The sequence below is a fragment of the Pseudomonas sp. 2725 genome, from assembly GCF_050434585.1.
Classification (GTDB): Bacteria; Pseudomonadota; Gammaproteobacteria; order Pseudomonadales; family Pseudomonadaceae; genus Aquipseudomonas; species Aquipseudomonas jessenii.
This window is the reverse complement of sequence record NZ_JBNDIV010000006.1, coordinates 256,883-269,549: the sequence shown is the minus strand read 5'-3', so window position 1 is coordinate 269,549 and position 12,667 is coordinate 256,883. Positions and strand designations below refer to the sequence as shown.

Genomic DNA, 12,667 nt, shown 5'->3' with positions numbered 1-12,667 from the left:
CTTTGTGAAAACCGTGCAGAGCGCCGAGAATCGGTGCTTTCCTGTTCCCTTTGATAATCGAGCGTGATGACCATGCAGCATCCAGCACGTACTGAACTCTGGGCCATCCTGCGGCTGGCGGGGCCGTTGATTGCCTCGCAGTTGGCGCACATGCTGATGGTCCTCACCGACACCCTGATGATGGCGCGCCTGAGTCCCGAGGCCCTGGCCGGTGGCGGGCTCGGTGCGGCGACCTATTCGTTCGTGTCGATTTTCTGCATCGGCGTGATTGCGGCGGTCGGCACCCTGGTGGCGATCCGTCAGGGTGCCGGCGATATTGTCGGGGCCACTCGACTGACCCAGGCCGGGTTGTGGCTGGCGTGGCTGATGGCGCTGGTCGCCGGTTTGCTGTTGTGGAACCTCAAACCGGTGCTGCTGCTGTTCGGCCAGACTGAAAGCAACGTCAACGCAGCCGGGCAGTTTTTGATCTTCCTGCCGTTCGCCCTGCCCGGCTACCTGAGCTTCATGGCCCTGCGCGGGTTCACCAGCGCCATTGGCCGTGCAACGCCAGTGATGGTCATCAGTGTTGGCGGTACGGTCGCCAACTTCCTGCTCAACTATGCGCTGATTACCGGCATGTTCGGCCTGCCGAAACTGGGGCTGACGGGCATCGGGCTGGTCACGGCGATTGTCGCCAACCTGATGGCACTTGCGCTGGCGTGGCACATTCGTCGGCATCCGGCTTATGAGGCCTATCCGCTGCGCCAGGGCCTGTCGCGGCTGAACCGCCAGTACCTGAAGGAGCTGTGGCGTCTGGGCCTGCCGATTGGCGGCACCTACGCGGTGGAAGTCGGGCTGTTTGCCTTCGCCGCGCTGTGCATGGGCACCATGGGCAGCACACAGCTGGGGGCTCATCAGATTGCCCTGCAAATCGTTTCGGTGGCGTTCATGGTCCCGGCGGGGATTTCTTATGCGATCACCATGCGCATCGGCCAGCATTACGGCGCCGGGCAATTGCTGGATGCGCGGCTGGCCGGGCGGGTCGGCATTGCCTTCGGGGCGGCGGCGATGCTGTGTTTCGCCATGGTCTTCTGGCTATTGCCAAACCAGTTGGTCGGCCTGTTCCTCGACCACAACGACCCGGCGTTTCGCGATGTCATCAACCTTGCCGTGAGCCTGTTGGCGGTGGCGGCATGGTTCGAACTGTTCGACGGCACGCAAACCATTGCCATGGGCTGTATCCGCGGACTCAAGGATGCCAAGACCACTTTCCTGGTCGGCCTGGGTTGCTATTGGCTGATTGGCGCACCGGCGGCGTGGTGGATGGCGTTCCACCTGGACTGGGGGCCAACGGGCGTCTGGTGGGGCCTGGCGCTGGGGCTGGCGTGTGCGGCGGTGAGCCTGACGCTGGGATTTGAGTGGAAGATGAAGCGGATGATCAAGCGCGACACGACGTCAGTGCAGCGTTTCGAGGTTGCTCAGCCTGACTGAGCCCCCTGTAGGAGCGAGCTCGCTCGCGATGGTCGTCAACGATAACGCTGGTTGGCAGGTGCCCCGCGGCGTTCTCAGGTTTATCGCGAGCAAGCTCGCTCCTACAGGGCTCTGTGGCAACCTCAGCCCACGATTTCCAGCATCGGCTGCTGATTGCTGCCAAACGTCAGATACTCCACCAGTTCGGCCAGCGGCAAAGGCCTGCTGATCAAATACCCCTGCACCTGATCGCATTCAAACCCACGCAGCAGATCCAGTTGCTCCGGCGTTTCCACGCCTTCTGCGACCACCTCGAGGTTGAGGTTGTGCGCCAGGTTGATCATCGCGTGGACCAGTTTGCGGTTTTCCTCACGCTGCTCCATGCCGCCGACAAAGCTCTTGTCGATCTTCAGCAAGGTGATCGGCAGGCTGTTGAGGTGCACGAACGACGAGAACCCGGTGCCGAAGTCGTCGAGGGAGAAGCGCACACCGAGGCGCCCGAGGGCGTCCATGGTCTGCTTGACCAGATCACTGCGACGCATCACGGCGGTTTCGGTCAGTTCGAACTCCAGCCACTGCGCCTCGACACCGCGCTCGGCAATCAGGCGACTGAGGGTCGAAAGCAACTGGCTGTCCTGGAACTGCCGGAATGACAGGTTGATCGCCATGTGCAACGGTGGCAATCCCAGCTCGAGCAGCGCCTGCATGTCGCGCAAGGCCCGGGAAATTACCCAGTAGCCCAGCGGCACGATCAGACCACTTTGCTCGGCCAGCGGCACGAATTCACTCGGTGGAAGCAAGCCGCGCTCGGCATGCCGCCAGCGCACCAAAGCTTCGAGGCCGACGATCTGCCCGTCTTCGAGGTTCAGCCGTGGCTGGTAATGCAGCTCCAGCTCATCGCGGCGCAGTGCCCGACGCAGCTCGGTTTCGAGGTCGGCGATGCTGCGGGCATTGCGATTGATGCGCTCGTTGAAAATGTGAAAGGTGCAGCCCTGGGTGCTTTTGGCCTGCTGCATGGCGATGTGCGCATGCCACATCAGCGGATCCGCACCGGCCTGGGCCCGGGCGTAGGCAATGCCCAGGCTGGAACCGATCAACAGGCTTTCGCCATCGACCCAATAAGGCTCGGCCAGTACTTCGCTGATGCGCTCGGCCATCCACTCGGCACGCTGGGGAGCACGACGGGTGTCGATCAGCAGAGCGAATTCATCACTGCCCAGGCGCGCCAGTTGATCGCCGGCCTCAAGCTGACTCTTGAGCCGCGCCACCACTTGCAGGATCAGGCGATCACCGGCCTGATGGCCGAGGGCGTCGTTGGCATAACGAAAGTTGTCGAGGTCGAGATGACCGAGGGCCAGGCCGCGACCGTCGTTTTCCGCCAGGCGCGCCGTCAGCAGAGTCTGGAAGCCCTGGCGGTTAGCGATGCCGGTCAGCGGATCTTGCTCGGCCAGACGTTGAAGGGTGTTTTCCAGAACGCCACGTTCGCGCACATGGCGTAGGCAACGGCGCAACATGCCGGGATCGAGATGATCGCGCACCAACCAGTCACTCACACCGTCGGGCGGGATCAGCGGCTCATGGTCGAGCAACAACACCGTCGGCAGGCTGCAACGGCCCGGCGCCGGCTGAAGTTGCGGGATGGTCAATAACACCGCGCTGCGGTTGTCATCGAACAGGCTGCTGACCGACTCCCAACTCGGCGCGCTGATGAGCACGACCGAGCTCCCCATAGGAGCCAGACACTCGCGCAACAACGCTGCCCACGCTGGCTCTTCGGCCAGTAGCAGCAAACGCAAGGGTTCGACAGGCGTAGACAAGCTAGCTCCCTAGACTCTGCAAAGATGTAGGCGACGGGCATTATGCCGTTCCGATGACCAATGACAATGACATCGGTGAGCAAAACGAGACCTTTGTATCCGGAATTACGAACATTAGCCGCAAATTCGTTGCGCATCCTGCGTGAAAGTAACAAAACCGGCAATTACAGATAGCGTGGTACGTCACAAGTCGGACAGAGCAGCACAATTCGCTGAGCCTGTTAAAATGCCGGCCCATTTCGTGACTGACTCCTGAATTTACCTATGTCCCGACTCAATCCCCGGCAGCAAGAAGCCGTGAGCTACGTCGGCGGCCCTCTTTTGGTGCTCGCCGGTGCTGGCTCCGGCAAGACCAGCGTGATCACGCGCAAAATCGCGCACCTGATCCAGAACTGCGGCATCCGCGCCCAGTACATCGTCGCCATGACCTTTACCAACAAGGCCGCCCGCGAGATGAAGGAACGGGTCGGCACCCTGCTGCGCGCCGGCGAAGGTCGTGGCCTGACGGTCTGCACCTTCCACAACCTGGGCCTGAACATCATCCGCAAGGAACACGTGCGGCTGGGCTACAAACCGGGCTTCTCGATCTTCGACGAGACCGACGTCAAGGCCCTGATGACCGACATCATGCAGAAGGAATACTCGGGCGACGACGGCGTCGACGAGATCAAGAACATGATCGGCGCCTGGAAAAACGACCTGATCCTGCCGGCCCAGGCCCTGGAAAACGCGCGCAACCCCAAGGAGCAGACCGCTGCCATCGTCTACACCCACTACCAGCGCACGCTCAAGGCGTTCAACGCGGTGGATTTCGACGACCTGATCCTGCTCCCGGTGAAGCTGTTCGAAGAACATGCCGACATCCTGGAAAAGTGGCAGAACAAGGTGCGCTACCTGCTGGTGGACGAATACCAGGACACCAACGCCAGCCAATATTTGCTGGTGAAAATGCTCATCGGCAAACGCAACCAGTTCACCGTGGTGGGCGACGACGACCAGTCGATCTACGCCTGGCGCGGCGCACGTCCGGAAAACCTGATGCTGCTCAAGGACGACTACCCGTCCTTGAAAGTGGTGATGCTGGAGCAGAACTATCGCTCCACCAGCCGCATCCTGCGCTGCGCCAACGTACTGATCTCGAACAACCCCCACGAATTCGAAAAACAGTTGTGGAGTGAAATGGGCCACGGCGACGAGATCCGCGTGATCCGGTGCCGCAACGAGGACGCCGAAGCCGAGCGCGTGGCCATGGAAATCCTCAGCCTGCACTTGCGCACCGACCGCCCGTACAGCGATTTCGCGATCCTGTATCGCGGCAACTACCAGGCCAAGCTGATCGAGCTGAAGTTGCAGCACCACCAGGTGCCGTATCGCCTGTCCGGCGGCAACAGCTTTTTCGGACGTCAGGAAGTGAAAGACCTGATGGCCTACTTCCGCCTGATCGTGAACCCGGACGACGACAACGCCTTCCTGCGGGTGATCAACGTGCCGCGCCGCGAGATCGGCTCGACCACGCTGGAGAAGCTGGGCAACTACGCCACCGAACGCAAGATCTCGATGTACGCCGCCACCGACGAAATCGGCCTGGGCGAGCATCTCGACAGCCGCTTCACCGATCGCCTGTCGCGCTTCAAGCGCTTCATGGACAGGGTGCGCGAGCAGTGCGCCGGCGAAGACCCGATCTCGGCCCTGCGCAGCATGGTCATGGACATCGACTACGAGAACTGGCTGCGCACCAACAGCTCCAGCGACAAGGCCGCCGATTACCGCATGGGTAACGTCTGGTTCCTGATCGAGGCGCTGAAGAACACCCTGGAAAAAGACGAAGAAGGCGAGATGACCGTCGAGGACGCCATCGGCAAACTCGTCCTGCGCGACATGCTCGAGCGCCAGCAGGAAGAGGAAGACGGCGCCGAAGGCGTGCAGATGATGACTTTGCATGCGTCCAAGGGCCTGGAATTCCCCTACGTGTTCATCATGGGCATGGAGGAGGAAATCCTCCCGCACCGCTCAAGCATCGAAGCCGACACCATCGAAGAAGAACGTCGCCTGGCCTACGTGGGCATTACCCGTGCGCGCCAGACCCTGGCCTTCACCTTCGCCGCCAAGCGCAAGCAGTACGGCGAGATCATCGATTGCGCGCCGAGCCGCTTCCTCGATGAGTTGCCGCCGGACGACCTGGCCTGGGAAGGCAACGACGACACACCGACCGAAGTCAAAGCCGTGCGAGGCAACAACGCATTGGCGGATATACGCGCGATGTTAAAGCGCTAGAATTGACCACTTTTTTAAAACCTTAGGGCGCACAAGGCGCCAACAGAGGACAGCTTCATGGAAGCCCTGCACAAGAAAATTCGCGAAGAAGGCATCGTGCTTTCCGACCAGGTCCTGAAAGTCGACGCCTTTCTGAACCACCAGATCGACCCGGCCCTGATGAAGCTGATCGGCGACGAATTCGCCACGCTGTTCAAGGATTCGGGCATCACCAAGATCGTCACCATCGAAGCCTCGGGCATCGCTCCGGCGATCATGACCGGTCTGAACCTGGGCGTGCCGGTGATCTTCGCCCGCAAACACCAGTCCCTGACCCTGACCGAAAACCTGCTGTCGGCGACCGTGTACTCGTTCACCAAGCAGACCGAAAGCACCGTGGCCATCTCTCCGCGCCACCTGACCAGCAGCGACCGCGTGCTGATCATCGATGACTTCCTGGCCAACGGTAAGGCGTCCCAGGCACTGATTTCGATCATCAAGCAGGCCGGCGCCACCGTGGCAGGCCTGGGTATCGTGATCGAGAAATCGTTCCAGGGTGGCCGTGCAGAGCTGGATTCGCAGGGTTATCGCGTAGAGTCCCTGGCGCGTGTGAAGTCGCTGGCCGGTGGCGTCGTAACCTTCATCGAATAAAGGCCACACTGCACATCCCCCTGTGGGAGCGAGCTTGCTCGCGATTGCATAGTGTCAGTCGACATCTTCGTTGACTGATACACCGCTATCGCGAGCAAGCTCGCTCCCACAGTTGTTTTTGGGGGGGGGGGCAGTTACTGCGCAGTCGCCTTGAGGCCAGTGAGCAGCAAGCGCTGATACAAGTCTTCCTTCAGCCCTTCCGGACTGGCCAACTGCATGCGCTCCAGATGTTCTGGAAACAACGCAGGCTCCGGCGCATCCAATGCTGCCTTGCCCAACTCCAGCACCTCGCTCAGCTTGAATTTGCTCTTGAGCCAGTTCAGCGCCCGCAACACATCCCGCTCGACCTCGGTGAAATCACAACCCAGCGGATACTCTGGAAACAACTGCGGATGCCGCGCCTGAATCTCCTGCAAACGCTGCGGGCTGTTATCGGTAAAGCGCGGATCGAGACGGAAGTCCTTGGGCAGTTTGCCGACTTTCTGTGCCTGCGCGATCAGCCCCGACTGGAAACGTGAGTCGCTGATATTTAACAGTGCTTCAATCACCGCCGCATCGGTCTTGCCCCGCAGGTCGGCGATGCCGTACTCGGTGACCACGATGTCCCGCAGATGCCGCGGAATCGTGCAGTGACCATACTCCCAGACGATGTTCGAGCTGACGTCACCTCCAGACTCACGCCAGCTGCGCAGCAGCAACACCGAACGCGCGCCTTGCAACGCATGCCCCTGCACCACGAAGTTGTATTGCCCGCCTACGCCGCTGAGCACACGTCCGTCTTCGAGCTGATCCGCTACCGCGGCACCGAGCAAGGTCACGGTGAACGCGGTGTTGATGAACCTCGCATCCAGGCGCTGCAAGCGCTTGAGTTCTTCCTGGCCGTAGAGCTCGTTGATGTAGCTGATGCGGGTCATGTTGAATTCAAGCCGCTTGCTCTGCGGCAACTCACGCAAGCGTTCATAGAAGCTGCGCGGCCCGAGGAAGAATCCGCCGTGCACCGAGATGCCATCGGTTTGCGCAGTTTCGTCGAGGGTGCCGGCATTCGCCTGCTGTTGGGTCGCCGCGTCCGGATAAACCTTACGCCGCACGATCCCGGCATCGGCCAGCACCAACAAGCCGTTGACGAACATTTCACTGCAGCCATACAGGCCTTTGGCGAAGGGCTCGATGCCGCCTTCGCGCTCAATCAGTTGCGCCCAGTGGCTGAGGTTTACGTCTGCCAGCAAAGCCCTGTATCCGTCGTTGTCGGCTTGCCGCGCCAGCAGCGCCGCCGTCAGCGCATCACCCATGGAACCGATGCCGATCTGCAAGGTGCCGCCGTCACGCACCAGAGTGCTGGCGTGCAGGCCGATGAAATGGTCCTGAAAGCCCACCGGCATGTTTGGCGTGGAAAACAGCGTGGTGTTGTCCTTCTCATCGATCAGCAGGTCAAAGGTGTCGATGCCCAGTTCCGCATCGCCGGGCATGTAAGGCAGATCGTTGTGTACTTGGCCGACCATCAGGATGGTTTCTCCGGCGGCGCGGCGCTTGGCGATCATCGGCAATAGGTCGAGGGTGATGTCCGGGTTGCAGCTCAGACTCAAGCGGTCGGGATGCTCGGCATGGCTGGCCACCAGTTGCGCCACCAGATTCAACCCGGCGGTGTTGATGTCCCGGGCCGCATGGCTGTAGTTGCTGCTGACGTAATCCTGTTGCGCCGTAGCACTGTTGAGCAGGCTGCCAGGCTGCATGAAGAACTGCTGGATGTGGATGTTGCCCGGTAAACCGTCGCGACGCAGGTCGGCGAGAAATTCCAGCTCCGGATAATCGCCGAACACCCGTTCGACAAAGGGTTCGAGAAATCGCTTTTGCAAACCATCGCCCAAGGGTGGGCGCCCCAGACACAACGCGGTGTAGATCGTCAGTCGTCGCTCGGGCGACTGTGCGATTCGTCGATACAGCGCGTTGACGAAGTGATTGGGTTTGCCCAACCCCAGAGGCAGGCCCATGTGGATATGCGTCGGCAACCGTGCCAAGACGTCATCGACCGCTTGCTCGATTGAACACAGCTGCACCATCAGGTCCTCCCTTACATTCCATGACGTGGGGTTAGACCGAGCTTGCCGGGGATTCGCTGCAATGAACAGCCCGTTAATGCCAATCGGCTGCCACAAAAACCTTGTAGGAGCGAGCTCGCTCGCGAAGAACCTGAGAGCACCGCGGGGTGCCAGGTTTCCAGCGTTATCGTTGACGACCATCGCGAGCGAGCTCGCGCCTACAAGGGTCAGCGCGGAATTGCAGGCACAAAAAAACCGTCCTGGGACGGTTTTTTGCAAACGATGCGGCGCCTTATTTCAGGCCGGACATCTTCTGGATAGCGCTTTTGAGCTCGGCGTCTGCACAATCGGCGCAGGTGCCTTTTGGCGGCATCGCGTTGATGCCGGAGATCGCCTTGGCGAGCAAGCCGTCAACACCACCTTCTTTCTTGGCACGCTCGCCCCAAGCAGCGGCATCACCGATTTTCGGCGCGCCCAACAGGCCTGAACCGTGGCAAGCGTTGCAATGTTTTGCAATCACTTCATCCGGGGTTTTCGCACCACCACCGCCGCCAGCGGAAGCGGCCACTTCCATGCCCTTGCACTCTTTACCCTGAACACAAACCTGGCCGACTGGCTCAAGGCGTTTGGCAATATCGTCGTTGGTCGCAGCCTGAGCGCTGACACTGACAGCCCATAGGGCCAATACGGTTGCTGGTGCAGCCAGCATTTTCATAATTAGGTTCACGCGTTCACCCTCAATGGTGGCTAGTCACGCCTACGGCCACGGTTCGCAGGCGGGCGCAAGTATAGCGGTAAGCCCGCCGCACTGAAACAACCCCAAAGTCGGAGGGGTCTTAGGCCGCGACGGAAAAACAGCCCGGGCACCTCTGCGATGCTGGCAGGACGCCTCTTTTCTTAGAAATTCGCTGGTGTGGCTGCGCTGATTAGTCGCGCTGGCACATCGAACGGATTACGGAAACGGTGTGGCTTGGTACTTTCAAAGTAGTAGCTATCGCCGGCTTCGAGGACAAAAGTTTCGAGACCGACCACCAGTTCCAGTTTTCCTTCGACCAGGATGCCGGTTTCCTCGCCCTCATGGGTGAGCATCTCGTCACCGGTATCGGCGCCTGGCGGATAGATTTCATTGAGGAATGCGATGGCCCGGCTCGGGTGCGCCCGACCGACCAGCTTCATGGTCACGGCACCATCGGAAATATCGATCAGCTCGTTGGCCTTGTAGACGATCTGGGTCGGTTTTTCCTGCAGGATTTCTTCGGAAAAGAACTCGACCATGGACATGGGAATCCCGCCCAACACCTTGCGCAGCGAACTGATCGAAGGGCTCACGCTGTTCTTCTCGATCATCGAAATCGTGCTGTTGGTGACCCCCGCCCGTTTGGCGAGCTCACGCTGGGAAAGGCCTTTGAGCCTACGGATGGATTGCAGTCGTTCACCGACGTCCAAAGCTTGCGCCTCCAGGATTCAGATTGTTGGAATATTGAGCGTTATCATGGCGACAGCGTTCAGTATTTACAACACCTTGACCTGAATCCTGCTCAGCGAGGCGACTTCCGGTCTGGAGCCCTGCTCACTAAGCCCCGGAATAGAGCAGTGGCACTCGGCGCAGGTTGCAGAAGATCTGGTAAGGAATCGTGCCGGCAGCCATGGCCACATCACTGGCGAGGATGTTTTTGCCCCACAACTCGACGGTCGAACCGAGACCGGCCTGCGGCACATCGGTCAGGTCGATACAGAGCATGTCCATCGATACCCGGCCGATCAACTGGCTGCGCTGCCCGGCAACCAGCACTGGCGTGCCGGTCGGTGCCAGACGTGGGTAGCCGTCGGCGTAACCCATGGCCACCACGCCAATGCGCATCGGTTTGGGGGTGATGAATTTGGCGCCGTAACCGACGGGCTCGCCAGCCGGCAACTCGCGCACACTGATCACCTTCGATTCCAGGGTCATGACCGGTTGCAGCCGCGATGCCACTTCGTTGGCTTCTTCGAAGGGCGTGGCGCCATAGAGCATGATGCCTGGGCGCACCCAGTCACTCGGTATCTGCGGCCAACCGAGCACCGCCGGCGAGTTGCGCAGGCTGACCTCGGCGGACAAGCCCTTGCGTGCCGCTTCAAATACCGCCACCTGCTCCGCGCTGGCCTGTTCGTGCAGTTCATCGGCACGCGCAAAGTGGCTCATCAGCACCACTTTCGCGACCTTGCCGCTGGCCAGCAGCCGTCGATAGGCCGCTTGATAATCCGTCGGGTGCAGCCCCACGCGATGCATGCCCGAATCGAGCTTCAGCCACACGGTGATCGGCTTGCTCAACGCGGCTTTTTCGATGGCTTCGAGCTGCCACAGCGAATGCACCACGCACCAGAAATCATACTCGACGATCAGCGCCAGCTCGTCGGCTTCGAAAAAGCCTTCCAACAGCAGGACCGGCGCACGAATGCCCGCCGCCCGCAGCTCCAACGCCTCTTCGATGCAGGCCACGGCAAACCCGTCCGCCTCGGCTTCCAGCGCCTGGGCGCAACGCACCGCGCCATGGCCATAGGCATCGGCCTTGATCACCGCGAGGGCACGAGCCCCCGTGAGTTCACGGGCGATCCGGTAGTTGTGACGCAGGGCTTGAAGGTCGATCAGGGCACGGGCAGGACGCATGGCGGCAGACTTCTGGTCGGGTTATCGGGAAGAAAAACCGGTGCCGGCTGACAGCGTTAACCACCAACAGCACCGGGAGAGGGATCTTTTCTGACAGGCTTATGGCAGAGCGGCGACAACCGACAACTCGACCAGGATTTCCGGTTCGCACAATTTCGCTTCAACGGTGGCTCGGGCGGGAGCGACGCCTTTTGGCAGCCACTTGTCCCACACCGCGTTCATGCCTTCGAAATGCGCGTCGATGTCCTTCAGGTAAATCGTCACCGACAGCAGATTGTGCTTGTCGGTGCCGGCCAGATCGAGCAACCGCTCGATGTTGGCGAGAGTTTCACGGGTCTGCTGTTCAATCCCGGCGTTCATGTCGTCGCCCACCTGTCCGGCCAGGTAAACCGTGCCGTTATGGGTGACGATCTGACTCATGCGCTCATTGGTGAGCTGGCGCTGGACTGACATGCTTTGCAGACTCCTGGGTTTTGTTGCCGTAACGGGAAATATCGAGGCCTTCGGCGCTGATCTGCGGCTTTCTCTTGGCCATCAGGTCAGCCAGCAAGCGACCGGAGCCACAGGCCATGGTCCAGCCCAGCGTGCCGTGACCGGTGTTCAGGAATAGGTTCTTGAACGGTGTGGCGCCTACGATTGGCGTGCCATCTGGAGTGGTCGGGCGCAGGCCGGTCCAAAAGCTCGCTTCGGCCAGATTGCCGCCCTGAGGATAAAGGTCGTTGACGATCATCTCCAGGGTTTCGCGCCGGCGCGGATTCAGCGACAGGTCAAAACCGGCGATCTCCGCCATGCCGCCAACGCGGATGCGGTTGTCGAAACGGGTGATCGCGACCTTGTAGGTCTCGTCGAGAATGGTCGAAGTCGGGGCCATTGCCGGGTTGGTGATCGGCACGGTCAGGGAGTAGCCCTTGAGCGGGTACACCGGCGCCTTGATCCCCAGTGGTTTGAGCAGTTGCGGCGAGTAGCTGCCAAGCGCCAGGACGTAGCGGTCGGCGGTTTCCAGCTTGCCGTCGATCCATACGCCGTTGATGCGGTCACCGGCGAAGTCGAGGCGTTGAATGTCCTGGCCGAAACGGAATTGCACACCGAGGTTCGCGGCCATCTCGGCGAGCTTGGTGGTGAACATCTGGCAGTCGCCGGTTTGGTCGTTCGGCAGGCGCAGGGCACCGGCGAGGATATCGGTGACGCTGGCCAAGGCCGGCTCAACGCGGGCAATGCCTTCGCGGTCGAGCAACTCGAACGGCACGCCGGACTCTTTCAGCACGGCGATGTCTTTCGCGGCGCCGTCCAGTTGAGCCTGGGTGCGGAACAGTTGGGTCGTACCAAGGCTACGGCCTTCGTAGGCAATGCCGGTTTCGGCACGCAGTTCATCGAGGCAGTCACGGCTGTACTCGGACAGACGGACCATACGCTCCTTGTTCACCGCGTAACGGCTGGCGGTGCAGTTGCGCAGCATCTGTGCCATCCACAGGTACTGGTCGATGTCGGCCGTGGCCTTGATCGCCAGTGGCGCGTGGCGCTGCAACAGCCACTTGATGGCCTTGAGCGGCACGCCCGGCGCGGCCCACGGCGAGGCATAACCCGGCGAGACCTGCCCGGCATTGGCGAAACTGGTCTCCATGGCAGCGGCCGGCTGCCGGTCCACAACCACCACTTCAAACCCGGCACGAGCCAGATAATAAGCACTGGTGGTACCGATGACGCCGCTACCCAAGACCATGACGCGCATTTTCATATCCCTCATCGCGGCTAACCGCTGACGTTTGTTATTCAGAGCTTCAGATGTGCGCAGTGTAAAAAAGATTTGCCAGTGC

At 60.7% G+C, this 12,667-nt stretch carries 10 protein-coding genes; 3 read left to right on the top strand and 7 right to left on the bottom strand.

Translation table 11 applies throughout. The features are described 5' to 3' along the window. Positions 1-72: 72 nt before the first annotated feature. Entirely contained in the window at positions 73-1,470 is a 1,398-nt protein-coding gene (locus ABIE16_RS18970) for a NorM family multidrug efflux MATE transporter (RefSeq protein ID WP_057716538.1), read from the top strand. Between the two features lie 122 nt (positions 1,471-1,592). On the opposite strand, the gene ABIE16_RS18965 is transcribed toward ABIE16_RS18970, so the two are convergent. Further along, entirely contained in the window at positions 1,593-3,266 is a 1,674-nt protein-coding gene (locus ABIE16_RS18965) for a putative bifunctional diguanylate cyclase/phosphodiesterase (protein WP_429521726.1), read from the bottom strand. A gap of 264 nt (positions 3,267-3,530) precedes the next feature. Here ABIE16_RS18965 and rep point away from each other — a divergent pair, with 264 nt between their 5' ends. Both rep and ABIE16_RS18955 read left to right on the top strand, forming a co-directional pair. Next, on the top strand, positions 3,531-5,540 hold the full coding sequence (rep, locus tag ABIE16_RS18960) for a DNA helicase Rep (protein ID WP_007989511.1): 2,010 nt from the start codon (positions 3,531-3,533) through the stop codon (positions 5,538-5,540). A gap of 57 nt (positions 5,541-5,597) precedes the next feature. Next, on the top strand, positions 5,598-6,170 hold the full coding sequence (locus ABIE16_RS18955) for a xanthine phosphoribosyltransferase (protein ID WP_057712760.1): 573 nt from the start codon (positions 5,598-5,600) through the stop codon (positions 6,168-6,170). 134 nt (positions 6,171-6,304) lie between these two features. Here ABIE16_RS18955 and ABIE16_RS18950 read toward each other — a convergent pair whose 3' ends face one another. The 6 genes from ABIE16_RS18950 to dadA form a co-directional block, all read right to left on the bottom strand. Further along, positions 6,305-8,227 (bottom strand): acetyl-CoA hydrolase/transferase C-terminal domain-containing protein, encoded by a 1,923-nt coding sequence (locus tag ABIE16_RS18950; RefSeq protein WP_429521725.1) that lies wholly within the window; start codon positions 8,225-8,227, stop codon positions 6,305-6,307. Positions 8,228-8,498: 271 nt separating this feature from the next. After that, positions 8,499-8,921: a c-type cytochrome gene (locus ABIE16_RS18945; RefSeq protein WP_090452146.1), complete on the bottom strand. Its 423-nt coding sequence runs from the start codon at positions 8,919-8,921 to the stop codon at positions 8,499-8,501. A 182-nt stretch (positions 8,922-9,103) separates the two neighbouring features. Further along, positions 9,104-9,652, bottom strand: coding sequence for a cupin domain-containing protein (locus tag ABIE16_RS18940; protein ID WP_008023455.1), 549 nt, complete (start codon positions 9,650-9,652; stop codon positions 9,104-9,106). Between the two features lie 127 nt (positions 9,653-9,779). After that, positions 9,780-10,853 (bottom strand): alanine racemase, encoded by a 1,074-nt coding sequence (alr, locus tag ABIE16_RS18935; RefSeq protein WP_429521724.1) that lies wholly within the window; start codon positions 10,851-10,853, stop codon positions 9,780-9,782. Positions 10,854-10,952: 99 nt separating this feature from the next. Then, positions 10,953-11,306 carry a RidA family protein gene (locus tag ABIE16_RS18930; RefSeq protein WP_057712756.1) on the bottom strand — a complete coding sequence of 118 codons (354 nt, stop codon included), beginning with the start codon at positions 11,304-11,306 and terminating at the stop codon, positions 10,953-10,955. Continuing rightward, a complete protein-coding gene (dadA, locus tag ABIE16_RS18925) occupies positions 11,278-12,582 on the bottom strand; it encodes a D-amino acid dehydrogenase (protein ID WP_057716537.1) in 1,305 nt (434 codons plus the stop codon). Before dadA ends, ABIE16_RS18930 begins: the two co-directional genes overlap by 29 nt. Between the last annotated feature and the right edge of the window lie 85 nt (positions 12,583-12,667).